Here is a 17342-nt window from a genome sequence, read left to right on the forward strand (position 1 = left end):
TTAACTTAACGGTGGATTATGTACGTTTTTATTATGCGTCATGGTGATGCTGCTTTGAATGCCATCAGTGATGCAGCGCGGGAACTGACCTCCAGAGGATATCAAGAATCACAGCAAATGGCTCATGGGCTTTCGCAACAATCGCCTGACATAGACTGTGTTCTGGTCAGTCCTTATATCCGGGCAGAACAAACATTGAAGGCGGTACGAGAAAACCTGGTGCTTCCCGACAATGAAGAAATACTGGCTGAGTTAACGCCATCGGGAGATGTAATGTTGGTTGCCAGCTACTTGCACGTTTTGTCAACGCAAGGGTATCAATCTGTATTGATAGTTTCTCATTTACCGTTGGTCGGCTATTTGGTGTCTGAGCTTTGTCCGGGGCAAACTCCGCCGATGTTTGCGACATCCAGCATTGCTTGTGTCGAGTTGGATCACCAAACGGAAAAAGGGTGTCTGTTATGGCAAACATCCCCTGCACAATTAGCGGCGAAATCCTGACCAGACACCTTAATTCTTAGGCAATTTAATTAAAGAGAAAAACAAGTTAGCGCTGCGTAAATTCATCCATCTCTACCAAAATGAGTAACGCAGCGCTCCCTCCCCACGTTTTGGGCGCTTGATGGAAGGCAATAATATCAGGATGTTGGGCAAGCCATAGCGGGGCTTGTTGTTTGAGAATATGTTTACCATGTCCATGCATAACGCAGGCACAATAGACATGCTCTCGACGGCAGGCAGCGATTAATGCCCCCATTTCTTGTTTGGCCTGTAACTGAGTCAGCCCATGTAAATCCAGAAACAGTTCAGGGGAATAATCGCCACGTCGCAATTTCTTTAATTCATAATGGCTGGCACCTTCCCGAATGTAGCGGGTCGGGCCTTCCATATCCAAATTTGGCTGGAATTCATCGGAAAAATAATAACTGGCATCAGCTTGCTCTTGCTTCAAGCGTTCAGGGGCAATACGGTTAATTTTTTTTCTCTTCGGGGGATGGGAAACCGTATCTTGTGCAATGCGCCGGGTTCCCGTGACAGACGACCTGAATAGGCTGATGTCTTCTGTGTTTAATTGATATTTTTTCTTCATTACACGTTCATTTACTCACAACTTTTAGCAAGTGTACCTGATTTTTTGTGATTTTTCCTGATAGTTATCATTTAAAGTAACAACATGTTCACAAAATAATTTGACAATGATGTCTGGTTATAAAATAAATGTATATACAACATGAGTTCTGATACAAACAACAAAAATAACAGGATAGTACAATGTCGATTGAACTAAGAGACACTGATGTCATATGGCGCAATGCCAAACTTGCCACAATGGATCCTGCAATTAAAGACATGGCTGGTGAAAGCAATTATGGCATGTTAGAGCAGCATGACCTTATTGTGCGGGGCGAAAAAATCTTAGCGATTGTGCCGACAGATAGCGTACCCGCCAACCAATGTAAGGTCATTGACGCAGAGCAGCGCCTGATCACCCCTGGCTTAATCGATTGCCACACTCACTTAGTTTTTGGCGGTAATAGAGCCTCTGAGTGGGAACAGCGCCTGAATGGGGTTTCTTATGAAGAAATGAGTGCCAAAGGGGGAGGGATTAATTCGACAGTGAATGCCACCCGCAACAGTTCAGCTCAACAGTTGGAAAGTGTCTCCCAGAAACGTCTCAATGCACTGATGGCCGAAGGCGTGACAACGATTGAGATGAAATCCGGTTATGGGCTGGATCTGATAAATGAAGAGAAACAGTTAAATGTCGTGCGGGCATTGGCACAGAAAAATCCCATCGAAATTAGCCCGACATTACTTTCTGCCCATGCCGTCCCACCTGAATATAAACATGATCCTGATGCCTATATTGATTTAGTGTGTGGCTCCATCCTGCCTACTCTTTGGCAAAAACAGTTATTCGAAGCTGTAGATGTATTTTGTGAAACGGTTGGTTTCAATCTGGAACAGACCAAACGCCTTTTTGCAACCGCAAAGCGCCTGAATATCCCCGTAAAAGGTCATGTTGAGCAACTTTCCAATTTGGGCGGAAGTGAACTGGTTGCTGAATATCAAGGTTTATCAGTGGATCACATTGAGCATTTGGATGAAAAAGGAATTGAGGCTCTCAGTCGTAGTGGAACCGTGGCTGTGTTACTGCCGGGGGCATTTTACTTCCTGAGAGAAACTCAACGTCCACCGATTGCATTATTGCGCCAATATGGCGTTCCAATGGCTATTTCGACAGATTTTAATCCCGGCACGAGTCCTTTTGCCTCTTTGCGCCTGATGATGAATATGGCTTGTGTACAATTTGGTTTGACACCGGAAGAAGTATGGCAGGGAGTCACCATTCACGCCGCCAGCGCACTGGGACGAGCAGAGAGTCATGGTCAACTTACGGCAGGTTTTATAGCGGACTTTGTCGTTTGGGATGCCCGGGATCCGGTGGATATCTTATATGAACTGGGACATAACCCGTTGGTTTATCGTATTTATCATGGTGAAATGACGCATCGTGATGACTTAAATGGCTTTAATTAATGGTGGTGAGGGAAAAAATATGAATTTATGGCATCCAGCATCAGAAAATAGTTGGCAGGGGCGTAATGATCTTGCAGAAGCCAATAATGCCTTACGGATATTCCAGACAATAAAGCAGCCCACCAGTTTCTCCCCAGCTGAATTTCCTCACCACATTGCGCTATTGGGATTTGAATGCGATGAAGGTGTTAAGCTGAATCAGGGGCGTCCGGGAGCAAAACTGGGAGCAGAATATCTGCGCCAATCGCTGGCAAATCTGGCGAGCTATGACGGCCATGATAGGTTAGTGGATTTGGGAAATATTCGCGCTGATTCAGGCGAACTGAGTGAAGCCCAGCAGGCGCTCAGTGATGCTGTCTATGAATGCCAGCAGCATAATATGAAAACGCTGATTTTTGGTGGTGGGCATGAAACGGCTTTTGCACATGGGATGGGAATTTACCGAGCGTTCCCGGAGCAGCGTGTTGGTATCATCAATTTTGATGCCCACTTGGATCTGAGAAATTCGCTGCAGCCTACATCAGGCACTCCATTTCGGCAACTTGCGCATTACTGCCAGCAACACCAGCGTCCATTTAATTACAGTTGTGTTGGCGCCAGCCTGGCATCAAATACCCAGGCATTACTGGATGAAGCCAATCATCTTGATGTCACGATTATTTGGGATACCCACTGTGTTGAATCCCTGTTGGATAAGGTACAGCAGCAATTACAAGATATCATTAATCAGGTTGATATCATTTATATGACTATCGACTTGGATGTGCTGCCAATTTGGCAAATGCCGGCCGTTTCTGCGCCAGCGGCATTGGGAGTTCCGCTGGCGCGTTTATTGCCATTGGTTCAACTCATCTGTCAGAGCAAAAAATTGCAGGCCGTGGATTTAGTGGAGCTAAACCCTTTGTATGATATTCAGGGAATGGGGGGGAAAGCGGCGGCTCGCCTTGCCTGGCAGTTGGTGCACTGGTGGAATAACTAACGGGTGGGGATCGTAAAAAGTGAGAAGGAAGGGACAGTGACAGACGATTTACCATATACCTATGCCAAACCGGTGCCCCTGTATGCAAAGGTCAAACAAGCGATTATTGAAAAGATCTATACAGGGAAATGGAAACCGCATGATCGGGTTCCTTCGGAAGCGGAATTAGTCAAACAATTTAGCTGTAGTCGTATGACGGCTAATCGGGCATTGAGGGAGTTAACGGCAGAAGGTTTCCTGTTTCGTTTGCAGGGGGTGGGATCGTTTGTCTCTGAGCCAAAAGGACAATCTGCGTTATTTGAAATTCACAGTATTGCAGATGAAATTGCTTCCCGCTCTAACCGACATAGTTGCAAGGTGCTGAAACTCGCTGAAGTGACCGCCAATATCACTCAGGCTGTGGAATTCAGTATTGCAGCCGGGGCACCGCTCTACCATTCCATCATTTTGCATTATGAAAATGAGATACCTGTGCAAATTGAAGATCGCTATGTCAATGTTCAGGCGGCACCGGAATATTTGCGGCAAGATTTTCGGCAACAAACCGCCCATGATTATTTATCTCAGGTAGCGCCATTAACCGAAGGGGAGCATATTGTTGAAGCTGTGGCGGGAGATGCCCTTTCTTGTCGGTTATTACAAATTGAAGCCAGCACACCTTGTTTATTAATTAGCCGCCGAACCTGGTCGAAAACGTTTATTGTTTCCAGTGCCAGATTATTGTTTCCTGGTCATCGATATAAATTAAAAGGGCGGTTTAATTCATAGTCTTCCTGTAAGTTATAAAAAATTACGCTACAAAAACCTCTTTTTTCTTATTGGGAGGGAGAGGTTTTTCATTAATCATTGTGACAATAATGTAAAATCAATGTGATATTAAACACAAAACCAGTAAAAATATCTCCCCGTTTATGACGAAATAAATCAATATCATTTTGTTGATTTTTATCACAAATAGTGTTGTGTCCCGCATCATCAACTTTATCTTCGTCACATTTTTGCCTATTGAATATACATGTATATACAACTATAAAATTAACAAAATTCACAAAAATGAAATAGGAAAAAAAACCGTGACGACGCAAAATAATAAATTCAGCAACGTAACCATCCGCTCTCCCAGAGGGCCACAACTCACAGCAAAAAGCTGGCTAACCGAAGCACCACTTCGTATGCTCATGAATAATCTTGATCCCGATGTGGCGGAAAATCCCTGCGAATTGGTGGTTTATGGTGGCATTGGCCGTGCCGCCAGAAACTGGGAATGCTATGAAAAAATCGTTGAAACCTTAAAAAATCTGGACAATGACGAAACCCTGTTGGTGCAATCAGGTAAACCGGTGGGGGTGTTTAAAACACATGAAAATGCCCCGCGTGTATTAATTGCCAACTCGAATTTGGTGCCCCATTGGGCAACATGGGAACATTTTAACGAACTGGATGCCAAAGGGCTGGCTATGTATGGTCAGATGACCGCCGGTAGCTGGATTTACATTGGAAGCCAGGGCATTGTACAGGGAACTTACGAAACGTTTGTCGAAGCAGGCCGCCAACACTACAACGGCAACTTGACCGGCCGCTGGATATTGACGGCAGGCCTGGGGGGGATGGGAGGAGCACAGCCACTGGCTGCAACATTGGCTGGTGCCTCTTCATTAACCATAGAGTGCCAACAAAGCCGCCTTGATTTTCGTTTGCGTACCAAATATGTGGATGAACAGGCCGTTGATCTGGATGATGCTTTGGCACGTATTGAGCGTTATACCCGGGAAGGTAAAGCAATCTCAATCGCATTATGTGGTAATGCTTCAGAAATCTTACCTGAGTTAGTACGCCGTGGTGTACGTCCTGATATGGTGACAGACCAAACCAGCTCCCATGATCCATTACATGGTTATTTGCCAGCTGGTTGGACATGGGACGAATATTGTCGTCGTGCTGAAAGTGAGCCAGAAGTGGTGATCCGGGCGGCAAAAGCGTCAATGGCCGCACATGTTGAAGCCATGCTGGCTTTCCAGAAACAAGGTGTGCCTACCTTCGATTATGGCAATAATATCCGCCAAATGGCGAAAGAATCGGGTGTTGAAAACGCCTTTGATTTTCCCGGATTTGTTCCTGCTTACATTCGCCCTCTGTTCTGTCGCGGTATCGGACCTTTCCGTTGGGCGGCACTTTCCGGTGATCCTGAGGATATTTATAAAACCGATGCCAAGGTAAAAGAGCTGCTGCCGAATGATGACCATTTACACCGCTGGCTAGATATGGCGAGAGCGCGCATCAGTTTTCAGGGCTTGCCTGCCCGTATTTGTTGGGTGGGATTGGGCGATCGCGCCAAATTAGGCTTGGCATTCAATGAAATGGTTCGCCGTGGGGAGCTTTCTGCACCAATCGTCATTGGTCGTGACCATCTGGATTCCGGCTCGGTCGCCAGCCCTAATCGTGAAACTGAAGCCATGCAAGATGGTTCTGACGCAGTGTCTGACTGGCCATTGCTGAATGCCTTACTGAATACTGCCAGTGGTGCGACGTGGGTTTCCTTGCATCATGGCGGTGGCGTTGGTATGGGATTCTCTCAGCATTCCGGCATGGTCATTGTTTGTGATGGAACGGATGAAGCGGCTGCACGTATTGCCCGCGTCTTACACAATGATCCGGCAACCGGCGTTATGCGCCATGCGGATGCGGGCTATGAATTGGCTATCCAGTGTGCGAAAGAACAGGAACTAAACCTGCCAATGTTAAACCTGCCAGTGGCTGATGCAAAATAAGGAGCGTTGTTAAAATGAAAAACATTACTATTCATCCGGGAAAAATGACACTTGAAGAACTACGTCATGTTTATCAGCACCCTGTTCAGATTCGTCTGGACGAACAGTGCGTTCCGGCCATTGAGAGCAGTGTCGCTTGTGTGAATCGCATTATCAGTGAAAATAAAACCGCGTATGGTATCAATACCGGTTTTGGCTTGCTGGCGAATACCCGTATTGCAGAGCAGGATTTAGAAGAGTTGCAGCGTTCTATCGTGTTGTCACATGCGGCGGGCGTGGGTGAGCCTCTGCCGGATGAAATTGTCCGATTGATTATGGTGTTGAAAATTAATAGCCTTGCCCGTGGTTATTCCGGCATTCGTCCGGCCGTGATTCAGGGATTGATTGCCCTGGTCAACGCTGAAGTGTATCCCTGTATTCCAGGCAAAGGTTCAGTAGGGGCTTCCGGTGATCTGGCACCATTAGCGCATATGAGCTTGTTATTGTTGGGAGAAGGTCAGGCCCGTTATCGTGGCGAATGGCTCCCGGCAAAAGTGGCACTGGAAAAAGCAGGACTTGAGCCGATGTGTCTTGTCGCAAAAGAAGGATTGGCACTGCTCAACGGTACACAAGTTTCGACCGCCTTTGCCTTAAAAGGGCTATTTGCCGCCGACGATTTACTCGCCTCAGCGATTGTTTGCGGCACCTTGTCTGTTGAAGCCGCTCTTGGCTCCCGTAAACCTTTTGATGCTCGTATTCATGAAGTCCGTGGACAGAAAGGTCAGATTGATGTGGCCGCCCTTTACCGTCTGGTATTGGAAGAACAAAGTGAGATTTCTGCCTCTCATCAAAACTGCCCGAAAGTTCAGGATCCTTATTCGTTGCGTTGCCAGCCACAGGTGATGGGGGCCTGTTTAACCCAAATCCGCCATGCGGCTGATGTCATTATGGTTGAAGCCAATGCCGTTTCTGATAATCCCCTGGTCTTTACCGAAGAAGATGAGGTGATTTCTGGTGGTAATTTCCACGCTGAACCGGTTGCTATGGCAGCGGATAATCTGGCTATTGCTTTGGCAGAAATCGGTTCATTGTCAGAACGCCGCATTGCTTTGCTGATGGATAGCAATATGTCGCAGTTACCGCCATTCTTGGTCGAAAACAGCGGAGTTAACTCCGGTTTCATGATTGCGCAGGTGACGGCGGCGGCGCTGGCAAGTGAGAACAAGGCACTGGCACATCCTTCGAGTGTCGATAGTCTGCCAACGTCTGCCAATCAAGAAGATCACGTTTCAATGGCACCTGCCGCAGGCCGTCGCTTATGGGAAATGGCAGATAATGTGCGCGGTATTTTAGCGATAGAATGGTTGACGGCTTGCCAGGGCATAGATTTTCGTCATGGTTTGGAAAGTAGTCAGATATTGGAAAAAGCCCGCCATATTCTCCGCGATAAAGTTGCACATTATGATAAAGACCGCTTTTTCGCCCCGGATATTGATGTAGCAATCCAGTTGTTGGCCGAGCAGCAACTTTCTGCCTTGTTGCCTGCCGGAAGTATCTTAGAAAATTAAGTAAAAACACATCGTATAAGGCCGGATTTTATCCGGCCTTATCGTAGTATTTATCTTTTCCAATCTAATAATAAAAGACACAAGGATAAATCATGCAAAGCATCTCACAACTCAAGCGAGGGTTGAGCGTTCGCCACATTCGATTTATGGCACTGGGTTCGGCAATTGGTACAGGTCTTTTCTATGGTTCGGCAGGTGCCATTAAAGCCGCAGGGCCAGCGGTATTGCTGGCTTATGCAATGGGTGGTGCCGCCGTTTTTATGGTCATGCGGGCTTTGGGGGAAATGGCGGTTCATCGCTCTGCACCAGGCTCTTTCTCTTACTATGCCACTCATTACTTAGGGCCATTGGCGGGTTTTCTGACCGGATGGACTTATGTCTTTGAAATGCTGGTTGTTTGTCTTGCTGATGTCACCGCATTTGGTATCTACATGAAGCTCTGGTTTCCCCATGTTGACCAGTGGATTTGGGTACTTGGCATTGTCTTTTTTATTGGTGCCATCAACCTGTGTAATGTCAAAGTATTTGGTGAAATGGAGTTTTGGCTGTCTATCATCAAGGTTGTTGCAATTATCGCTATGATCGTCGGCGGTTTTGCCATCATGATGTATGGGTTTGGTCAGGAGTCTGAGCATGCCACAGGCCTGTCGAACTTATGGGATCATGGCGGATTTATGCCAAACGGCCTCGCGGGAGTCATTGCTTCGCTCACCGTCGTTATGTTTGCTTTTGGTGGTATTGAAGTCATCGGCATTACTGCCAGTGAAGCTAAAAACCCGGAAAAATCCATTCCGCGTGCAATTAATGCGGTTCCGTTGCGTATCTTACTGTTCTATGTCCTTACCCTGTTTGTTTTGATGTGCATTTATCCGTGGAATCAAGTGGGACAAAATGGCAGCCCGTTTGTCCAGATATTTTCCAGTCTGGGCATTGATTCCGCCGCCAATATTTTAAATGTTGTCGTCATTACCGCCGCCATTTCCGCGATTAACAGTGATATTTTTGGCGCAGGACGGATGATGTATGGCATGGCACAGGAAAAACAGGCACCGGCCTCGTTTACTCAACTGACTAAAAGCGGTGTACCGTGGGTTACAGTGCTGGTGATGTCAGGGATCTTGCTGGTGGGCGTGCTTTTAAATTATTTATTGCCGGAAAAAATTTTCATCATCATTGCGTCTATTGCAACATTTGCAACCGTCTGGGTATGGCTGATGATTTTGCTGTCACAATATATCATGCGTCGAAAAATGCCGGCAGAAGAGACCAGACAGCTTAAATTCCCCGTGCCTTTCTGGCCTGTCGCACCCGCTTTGACTATTGCTTTTATGGCCTTTGTTATTGCGGTATTAGGTTATTTCCCCAATACCCGCATCGCCTTGTACGTTGGGATAGTATGGATAGCATTATTGACCATAAGCTATTACCTATGGGTGAAAAAGAATAAATAATCACCAGATAACCTAAACATGCCACCCTGCCTGTGTAGGGTGGTTTCGTATTATCACTCTCCTTTTCAATTCCTAAGATAATTCATCTGTTCAGAAAGCTGATTTGTGTCCGGGAACGTGGCAAACTAACGAGTTGATATATCTTTTTGTTGTTTGGAGGTGTTTTTTGGATAAGATTTTAGTCGATGAGGCTGTTGCAGAGCTGCGTACCATTTTAGATATGTTGCGTTGGTCTACCAGCCGTTTTAGCGAATCGGATATCTATTGTGGACATACGGCATGTAATCCGTGGGATGAGGCTCTGCAATTAGTTCTCCCCTCATTGCGTTTGCCTATGGATGTTCCTGATTCAATGCTGGCTTCCCGCCTGACATCAACAGAGCGCCAACGCATCGTGGAACTTGTCTTGCGTCGTATTAATGAACGTGTTCCTGTTGCTTATTTGATAAATCGCGCTTGGTTCTGTGGTCATGAATTTTATGTCGATGAGCGAGTTTTGATTCCACGTTCACTGATTAGAGATGTGATTGAAAACCATTTTGAAGGATTTATCTCACGTCAGCCATCGACAATTTTGGATCTTTGCACAGGAAGCGGTTGTATTGCAATTGCTTGTGCCCATGCTTTCCCGGAAGCCGAAGTTGATGCTGTTGATATTTCTCCTGATGCTTTGGAAGTTGCAGAAATAAATATAGAGAATCATAAGCTTTCTCACCGTGTCATCCCGATTCGTTCAAATCTATTTCATGATATACCATCGATGAAATACGACATCATTGTGACTAATCCTCCTTATGTCGATGAAGAAGATATGAGTGATTTTCCTCAGGAATACGATCATGAACCTGAATTAGCCATGACTGCAGGTATTGACGGGTTGGATTTGGTTCGTCGTATTCTGGCAACTGCCCCGGATTTTCTTTCAGAAGAGGGAATACTGGTATGTGAAGTAGGTAACAGTATGGTACACCTGATTGAGCAATACCCGGAAGTACCCTTCAAATGGCTGACATTCGAACATGATTATGGTGATGGTGTTTTCGTACTGACTCGTCAGCAGCTTGTTGAATATCACGAATATTTCCAGCCATTCAAAGACTGATATTTTTTTCATTCATCTAATGGTTAAAACGGCTATTTCATATAAATTGTATCTATACCAGTCCAACTTCAGGATGCGTGTTATATTTCCCCGCACAGCGGGGAAATATAAGGCTTCGCGTTGTCTTGCGGATTATAACTTGATGTTTATCGCGTATATATCCAGTGGATTTCGAGTCGTAGCTGGCAATATTGTTGCTCGAAAAAGTAAGGATAAAAGGCAAATAAAATTACTGAAATAAGATAGGTTTTAATCATTGGGTGAGTTATTGTTATTCGATCTCATTGGTAACGCAAATAATGATGGCAGGGTAGGAATGGCAGGAAATAGTATTGGGCAGTTTTTTCGTGTCACCACATTTGGTGAATCTCACGGGATCGCACTGGGATGCATTGTCGATGGTGTTCCACCGGGCATTGCTATCACAGAAGCTGACTTACAAATCGACCTGGACAGGCGTCGTCCGGGAACGTCCCGTTATACGACACAACGTCGTGAACCCGATCAAGTTCGCATTCTTTCCGGTGTTTTTAACGGCGTGACAACAGGCACCAGCATTGGTCTGATGATTGAGAACACCGATCAGCGTTCACAAGATTACAGTGCAATTAACGATGTTTTCCGTCCGGGCCATGCTGACTATACCTACGAACAGAAATACGGGTTGCGTGATTACCGTGGCGGGGGGCGTTCATCTGCCCGTGAAACCGCCATGCGCGTTGCAGCAGGGGCAATTGCTAAAAAATATCTGTTGGAAAAACACGGCATTCTTATTCGTGCTTGCCTCACTCAGATGGGCGATATTCATTGTGAACTGAAAGATTGGGAGCAGGTTGAACAGAACCCTTTTTTCTGTCCGGATGCAAGTAAGCTAACTCAGCTTGATGAATTACTCCGCACATTGAAAAAAGAGGGGAATTCTATCGGTGCGAAAGTCAGTGTAATTGCTGAAAACGTACCGGCCGGATTGGGAGAGCCGGTTTTTGACCGTTTGGATGCAGACATCGCTCATGCTTTGATGAGCATTAACGCGGTCAAAGGTGTTGAAATTGGTGATGGTTTCGGTGTGATCAATTTACGTGGCAGCGAAAACCGCGATGAAATGACGACGCAGGGGTTTACCAGTAATCATGCTGGCGGCATTTTAGGCGGAATTAGCAGTAGTCAGCCAATTATTGCACATATCGCGTTGAAACCGACATCCAGCATTATGGTGCCAGGCAGGACTATCAATCGTCAGGGAGAGGAAGTGGATATGGTAACTCGTGGCCGCCACGATCCTTGTGTTGGTATTCGTGCCGTACCTATTGCAGAAGCCATGATGGCGATTGTGCTGATGGATCACTTACTGCGCCAGCGGGCACAGTGTGCCGATGTAATACCATCGCTTCCGCGCTGGTAATTCGGGAAGAGACGCCTGATATCCACTTCGGCTGGTGCTGAAAGGTATCATGAGAATAGGCAAGCAGTTTTCTGGTGAAATGCATAATGGAATGGTCATTATTGGGACCGGAAATTTACGGTTTTCTCTTTTTGGTTGCGATGGTGGCGGGGTTTATCGATTCTATTGCAGGAGGCGGTGGATTATTAACCATTCCTGCGTTGCTATCGATGGGGGTTTCTCCTGTCCAGGCACTGGCAACAAGTAAGTTACAGGCTATAGGCAGCTCTTTCTCTGCCAGCCTTTATTTTATCCGCCGTGGTGTAGTGGATTTGCGTTCCCAGCGTTTTGCTATCTTCATGACGATAATTGGCGCGATGTTGGGAGCTTTGCTGGTTCAATTTGTGTCACCGGATTTTCTGCGTTATTTATTGCCGGCATTAGTGATTATTATCGGCCTTTATTTCCTCTTAGTACCGAATATTGGAGCAGAAGATAGGCAACGTCGTCTTGGCCCAATGGCATTTGGTTGCCTTGCCGGATGTGGTATTGGCTTCTACGATGGCGTGTTTGGGCCGGGAACAGGATCGTTTTTCGCACTCTCTTATGTCATGCTTTGTGGCTACAATTTGGCGAAAGCGACGGCCCATGCCAAGGTACTGAACTTGGCATCTAACATCGGAGCCTTGGGATTCTTTGTGCTTGGTGGACAGATCTTATGGCTGGCGGGCGTTGTGATGTTGGTAGGCCAGATAATCGGCGCGCGATTAGGGGCGAGTTTGGTGTTGAGCAAAGGGAAGAAACTCATTCGTCCACTGTTGGTGACAATTTCCTTTTTGATGAGCATCAAACTTCTTTATGATCAGCACGGAGATACCATCCGTTCTTGGCTGGCATTTTATTTTTGATTTAGGATCTGGCATTAATACATGACCGCACATCATTATCAACAACTGATTGAAATTTTTGATAATTGCTTTAGCAATGACTATAACACCCGTCTGATAAAAGGTGATGGTGAGCCGATTTATCGGCCTGTAGATGATGAAGTTAACTATAACCGGATAGTGTTTGCCCACGGTTTTTACGCCAGTGGATTACATGAAATTTCTCATTGGTGCATTGCGGGTGAAGAGCGTCGCAAACTGATCGATTTTGGTTACTGGTACTGCCCTGATGGGCGTGACGCCCAAACGCAGGAGAAGTTTGAAAAGGTGGAGATTAAACCACAATCGCTGGAGTGGCTATTCTGTGTAGCGGCGGGATTTCCCTTTAATGTCAGTTGTGACAACCTTGAAGGCGATTTTGAGCCGGATCGCCTTACTTTTCAGCGGAAAGTGCATGCGCAAGTCATGCAATACCTTGAAAATGGGATACCAGCACGAGCTGCACGCTTTATTCAGGGTCTGCAATCGTTTTACAATACGCCACCATTAAAAGCAGGGCATTTTCCTTACCCGGAAGATCTCTTTGCTAACTGAAATTGATTTTGAGGAAAAAATGATGCTCGCAGAGTTTGAAACACGTATTCTGGCGCAAATTGATGATAGGGTTGAACATGCCAGTGATGATGACTTATTTGCTGGTGGTTACCTCCGCGGGCACCTGACATTAGCTGTTGCTGAATTAGAGGAAGAAGGCGCGAATACGATTGAACAGCTCCATCAACGTGTTGAAGAAAGCATCTACAAAGCCATTAAAGTGGGAGAACTGACTCCCCCTGATCAGGTTTTGGTTTTGGCAACTTGGCAAAAACTGCTGGATGGCGCAAAAGACTAATTACTTGATATAGAAATAACTTTATTTAGGGCTATGCATATAGCCCTTTATTTTTTGCTTGAATTGAGTAACTCTCCATCTTCAATGACAAAAATATTCGTAATGCATCTCAATAATGAGAGTAAAGAGTGATAATTAAATCTTTATTGATCGTTTTATCGTAAATATAACGCGCATCTTGAAGTTGGATGGGTATATATATCAAAAAATATCAACTTTAAATGAGGAGCTACCCAATAAAATAGTGGCTCGAACCGGAGCTTGCATCAGACATAATTTTTCCATGCCTGATGCAACAGAATAAACGGCTTCAAGGTTTTTCTGTTCTTACTGCTTTGCCGCGTAATAGCTTCCTAACCCAAAAGCGATTTGGGTGTGAAGCCGCTAATGTCTCGTCATCAAGCGGCAGAGGTTCACCGAAAATTTGGCTGGCTAATAATTCTGCACTTAACGGAGCGGAACATAATCCCCGTGAACCCAACGCACCAAGAATAAATAAGTCTGGGTAACAAGGAGATTCTTCAATCATTTTATTAGTGTTTATTTGCAGAGATAAATTTGCATATTTATCCATAAGTTCACTGAAAGCAGGAACATTCCCGACCATTGGCATATGATCTCGAATGACACAGCGGATACCCTGGCGAGACTTCTCTTCTGAAATGTCAACTTCCTGTGGCCAATCAACATCCGGGAAACATTTTAATAAACGATCTCGGTTTTCTTGTTGCTCGATAGAAGAATACAGTGTATCCAACTGATTACGTTGATAACTGGCACCGATACAGTGATATTGGTTATTAGGATTAACAGGCGTCATGTAGCCATCGTAACACAGTACACTTTTCAATTGGCTCAGGCTATCTGTAGTTGGAATATGGCTAACTTGACCGCGAACAGCGGTTACAGGGAGTTTTTTAGTCTGTTCAAATTGTGGCAGACAGTGACCATTGGCAATAATGACAACGTTGTGATCCTTGCATTGCAGGTTTTCCTTATGTTCAATCTGCAATTGCCAGCCATTTTCACTCTGAATGAGCTGAGTTATTTTATGATTAACATAAACCTGCATTCCACGTTGTTCAGCCAGTTTAATTACTGCTTGAGTCAGTTGTGCGGGGTATAACCAACCTCCTTGTGGATAGTGAATGCCATCATAATTCACATCTATTCCACTGGCATGGCTTAATTGGTTACGGTTCATACCGAGGGCTATTTCTTCTGGCCACGTTGTCCGTAGCATTTTGCTAATTTTCTTCGCGCTTTTTTCATCATAAGCTAGTTGGCTGACACCACACCATTGATGGTCAAACGATACATTTTCGTCAATTAATTGATCGTACTGACGGCGGGCAAAAGTAAATGCTGATGTAAAGAAGCGTTCTAATGGATCGTCATTACCATTCAGTAAGGGATAAATGGCTCCTTGTTGATTGCCGGATGCATTTTGGGCCGGTTGTGCATCTTGGCAATATAGTGTGACTTTGGCACCACGGCGCACTAGGGCAAGTGCAGTAAGTGCGCTGGCAATACCCCCACCAATGATGGCAATATCATCGGTACAGGTAGCGGCTTTGCGAGAAAACCAGGGTTCATAAGGTAAGTGAAGTGAGCCACCTGATGACGATAGCGTACCGGTCAACATCTCTCTTTTACGCCCAAAACCTTTAACCTTAGTGACATTAAAGCCTGCGGCTTGCAATCCTCGGCGGACTATTCCGGCGGAGGTAAAGGTGGCAAACGTACCCTCAGGACGACAAAATTTTGCCATTGCAGCGAACAACTGTTCACTCCACATTTGTGGATTTTTTGCTGGCGCAAAACCATCTAAAAACCAGGCATCCACTTTCTCTGTCAGGCCTGAACTGATTTTCGGTAATAGATCATTTACATCCCCAAACCAAAGATCCAGAGTGATAGCGCCATTATCGAGAATTAATCTATGGCAGCCCGCCAGTGCCAAGGGCCATTGTTGGCATAATTGCGCAGAAAATGCCTTAAATTCTGGCCAACGCCGGTGTGCTGTTTTCAGGTCAGATGGTTTTAATGGGTATTTTTCAAAACTGATATAATGCAGCCGTTTTAATGCAGATTCAGGATATTGTTGTTTAAAATGGGAGAAAGCTCGCCAAAGTGTCAGGAAATTCAATCCAGTACCGAATCCCGTTTCTGCAATAACACATTCTGGACGGGAGTGTGTATTAAAACGTTGAGGAAAATGATTACCTTTCAAAAATACATATAATGTTTCTTCCAAGCCATCTTGATTTGAAAAATAAACATCATCAAACTGCTCTGAAATGGGGGTGCCCTGCTCATTCCAGCTTAGGGTTGCGTTGCTGATAGCGCTGCTTTTCACAATAATGCCTGTACTGTTGATAACAATAATAGGTGGATTTTAACGGTCTTCGTTTAGTTGCACCACCCATGACAAAGCTTTAACGTTGAGTCAAGATCAATTTTTCTTTGAATTTTTAACCTGATCGGACTTGTTCAGCTTACAAGTGTAAGCTAAAGTGCAGGTGAATAAATCCCGCAGGTAAACATATTGATGAGGTAAGTAATGAAACGTGCAGTAATCACCGGTCTGGGTATTGTTTCCAGTATTGGTAATAACCAGAAAGAGGTGTTGGGATCTCTGAAAGAGGGCCGTTCCGGGATAACTTTCTCAGAAAAATTTAAAGAAATGGGCATGCGCAGCCATGTTTGGGGAAATGTAAAACTGGATACTGCTGGTTTGATTGACCGCAAAACTTTACGTTTCATGAGTGACGCATCGATTTATGCTTATCTGGCAATGGATGAGGCAATTAAAGATTCCGGCCTGTCCGATGAACAAGTTTCTAACCTGCGTACTGGATTAGTTGTCGGTTCAGGAGGAGGCTCTCCCTATAACCAAGTCGCAGGTTCAGATGGTATGCGTGCCCGTGGATTGCGTGGCGTTGGGCCTTATATGGTCACACGGGCAATGGCTTCCGGTGTATCAGCGTGTTTGGCAACACCGTTTAAGATCAAGGGAGTCAACTACTCCATCAGTTCTGCCTGTTCAACCTCTGCACATTGCATCGGCCATGCCGTTGAATTAATCCAACTCGGTAAGCAGGATATTATTTTTGCCGGCGGTGGTGAAGAATTAAGCTGGGAAATGGCTTGTGAATTTGATGCAATGGGGGCACTGTCCACTAAATATAATGAAACACCGGAACAAGCCTCCCGTACTTATGATCAAAACCGCGATGGTTTCGTGATCGCGGGTGGTGGCGGTATTGTGGTTGTTGAAGAATTAGAGCACGCCTTAGCCCGTGGTGCGCATATTTATGCTGAAATTATCGGTTACGGGGCAAATTCAGATGGCGCAGATATGGTCGCTCCTTCTGGAGAAGGCGCTGTGCGTTGTATGAAGATAGCATTAGATGGTGTTGAGGGTGGAATCGATTACATCAATACCCACGGAACTTCGACACCAGTTGGTGATTTGAAAGAGTTGGAAGCCATTAGAGAGGTTTTTGGTGACAATACACCTGCCATTTCCGCCACTAAAGCGATGACAGGGCATTCATTGGGTGCAGCAGGTGCCCATGAAGCGATTTATAGCCTGTTGATGTTGGAGCATGGCATTATTGCACCAAGCATTAATATTGAAGACCTGGATGAAAAAGCACAGGGCATGAATATTATTACTGAACCCACCAAACGCGAGCTAAGGACAGTGATGTCCAATAGCTTCGGGTTCGGTGGTACAAATGCATCCCTGGTGATGCGCAAGTATTCAAACTGATTTTTTAAGTAATAAA

General features: G+C 45.4%; 15 protein-coding genes. 13 read left to right on the plus strand and 2 right to left on the minus strand.

Going from position 1 to position 17342, the window contains the following annotated elements:
- Positions 1–18: 18 nt before the first annotated feature.
- Complete coding sequence (sixA, locus tag AAY47_RS03785; protein ID WP_047767027.1) at positions 19–501, plus strand: phosphohistidine phosphatase SixA; 483 nt, start codon at positions 19–21, stop codon at positions 499–501.
- 46 nt (positions 502–547) lie between these two features.
- On the opposite strand, the gene smrB is transcribed toward sixA, so the two are convergent.
- Complete coding sequence (smrB, locus tag AAY47_RS03790; protein ID WP_047767028.1) at positions 548–1090, minus strand: endonuclease SmrB; 543 nt, start codon at positions 1088–1090, stop codon at positions 548–550.
- A 182-nt stretch (positions 1091–1272) separates the two neighbouring features.
- Between smrB and hutI the strand changes: the two genes are divergently transcribed.
- The 11 genes from hutI to AAY47_RS03850 all read left to right on the plus strand — a co-directional run bounded on the left by hutI (position 1273) and on the right by AAY47_RS03850 (position 13548).
- On the plus strand, positions 1273–2541 hold the full coding sequence (gene hutI, locus AAY47_RS03795; protein WP_047767030.1) for an imidazolonepropionase: 1269 nt from the start codon (positions 1273–1275) through the stop codon (positions 2539–2541).
- Between the two features lie 19 nt (positions 2542–2560).
- On the plus strand, positions 2561–3520 hold the full coding sequence (gene hutG, locus AAY47_RS03800; protein ID WP_047767131.1) for a formimidoylglutamase: 960 nt from the start codon (positions 2561–2563) through the stop codon (positions 3518–3520).
- Between the two features lie 36 nt (positions 3521–3556).
- Positions 3557–4288: a histidine utilization repressor gene (gene hutC, locus AAY47_RS03805; RefSeq protein ID WP_047767033.1), complete on the plus strand. Its 732-nt coding sequence runs from the start codon at positions 3557–3559 to the stop codon at positions 4286–4288.
- Positions 4289–4593: 305 nt separating this feature from the next.
- Entirely contained in the window at positions 4594–6288 is a 1695-nt protein-coding gene (gene hutU, locus AAY47_RS03815; RefSeq protein WP_047767037.1) for a urocanate hydratase, read from the plus strand.
- A gap of 14 nt (positions 6289–6302) precedes the next feature.
- A complete protein-coding gene (gene hutH, locus AAY47_RS03820) occupies positions 6303–7835 on the plus strand; it encodes a histidine ammonia-lyase (RefSeq protein ID WP_047767039.1) in 1533 nt (510 codons plus the stop codon).
- A gap of 92 nt (positions 7836–7927) precedes the next feature.
- On the plus strand, positions 7928–9286 hold the full coding sequence (locus AAY47_RS03825) for an amino acid permease (RefSeq protein ID WP_047767041.1): 1359 nt from the start codon (positions 7928–7930) through the stop codon (positions 9284–9286).
- Between the two features lie 166 nt (positions 9287–9452).
- Positions 9453–10388: a 50S ribosomal protein L3 N(5)-glutamine methyltransferase gene (gene prmB, locus AAY47_RS03830; RefSeq protein ID WP_047767043.1), complete on the plus strand. Its 936-nt coding sequence runs from the start codon at positions 9453–9455 to the stop codon at positions 10386–10388.
- 316 nt (positions 10389–10704) lie between these two features.
- Complete coding sequence (gene aroC / locus AAY47_RS03835) at positions 10705–11790, plus strand: chorismate synthase (protein ID WP_047767133.1); 1086 nt, start codon at positions 10705–10707, stop codon at positions 11788–11790.
- An 86-nt stretch (positions 11791–11876) separates the two neighbouring features.
- Positions 11877–12677 (plus strand): sulfite exporter TauE/SafE family protein, encoded by an 801-nt coding sequence (locus AAY47_RS03840; protein ID WP_047767045.1) that lies wholly within the window; start codon positions 11877–11879, stop codon positions 12675–12677.
- 21 nt (positions 12678–12698) lie between these two features.
- A complete protein-coding gene (locus AAY47_RS03845) occupies positions 12699–13250 on the plus strand; it encodes an elongation factor P hydroxylase (protein WP_047767047.1) in 552 nt (183 codons plus the stop codon).
- 22 nt (positions 13251–13272) lie between these two features.
- Entirely contained in the window at positions 13273–13548 is a 276-nt protein-coding gene (locus tag AAY47_RS03850) for a YfcL family protein (protein ID WP_047767135.1), read from the plus strand.
- A 310-nt stretch (positions 13549–13858) separates the two neighbouring features.
- On the opposite strand, the gene mnmC is transcribed toward AAY47_RS03850, so the two are convergent.
- The gene (gene mnmC, locus AAY47_RS03855; RefSeq protein ID WP_047767049.1) at positions 13859–15907 is read right to left on the minus strand and encodes a bifunctional tRNA (5-methylaminomethyl-2-thiouridine)(34)-methyltransferase MnmD/FAD-dependent 5-carboxymethylaminomethyl-2-thiouridine(34) oxidoreductase MnmC; all 2049 of its coding nucleotides are present in this window, start codon (positions 15905–15907) and stop codon (positions 13859–13861) included.
- Between the two features lie 204 nt (positions 15908–16111).
- On the opposite strand from mnmC, the gene fabB reads away from it, so the two are divergent.
- Complete coding sequence (gene fabB, locus AAY47_RS03860) at positions 16112–17326, plus strand: beta-ketoacyl-ACP synthase I (protein WP_047767051.1); 1215 nt, start codon at positions 16112–16114, stop codon at positions 17324–17326.
- Positions 17327–17342: the final 16 nt, after the last annotated feature.

Origin of the sequence: Xenorhabdus griffiniae, from assembly GCF_001028135.1 — a bacterium.
GTDB lineage: Bacteria > Pseudomonadota > Gammaproteobacteria > Enterobacterales > Enterobacteriaceae > Xenorhabdus > Xenorhabdus bakwenae.

Excerpts from the sequence above, each read along its gene's own strand:
- sixA (WP_047767027.1), top strand. The coding sequence starts at position 19 with ATGTACGTTTTTATTATGCGTCATGGTGATGCTGCTTTGAATGCCATC.
- smrB (WP_047767028.1), bottom strand. The coding sequence starts at position 1,090 with ATGAAGAAAAAATATCAATTAAACACAGAAGACATCAGCCTATTCAGG.
- hutI (WP_047767030.1), top strand. The coding sequence starts at position 1,273 with ATGTCGATTGAACTAAGAGACACTGATGTCATATGGCGCAATGCCAAA.
- hutG (WP_047767131.1), top strand. The coding sequence starts at position 2,561 with ATGAATTTATGGCATCCAGCATCAGAAAATAGTTGGCAGGGGCGTAAT.
- hutH (WP_047767039.1), top strand. The coding sequence starts at position 6,303 with ATGAAAAACATTACTATTCATCCGGGAAAAATGACACTTGAAGAACTA.
- AAY47_RS03825 (WP_047767041.1), top strand. The coding sequence starts at position 7,928 with ATGCAAAGCATCTCACAACTCAAGCGAGGGTTGAGCGTTCGCCACATT.
- aroC (WP_047767133.1), top strand. The coding sequence starts at position 10,705 with ATGGCAGGAAATAGTATTGGGCAGTTTTTTCGTGTCACCACATTTGGT.
- AAY47_RS03840 (WP_047767045.1), top strand. The coding sequence starts at position 11,877 with ATGGAATGGTCATTATTGGGACCGGAAATTTACGGTTTTCTCTTTTTG.
- AAY47_RS03845 (WP_047767047.1), top strand. The coding sequence starts at position 12,699 with ATGACCGCACATCATTATCAACAACTGATTGAAATTTTTGATAATTGC.
- AAY47_RS03850 (WP_047767135.1), top strand. The coding sequence starts at position 13,273 with ATGCTCGCAGAGTTTGAAACACGTATTCTGGCGCAAATTGATGATAGG.
- fabB (WP_047767051.1), top strand. The coding sequence starts at position 16,112 with ATGAAACGTGCAGTAATCACCGGTCTGGGTATTGTTTCCAGTATTGGT.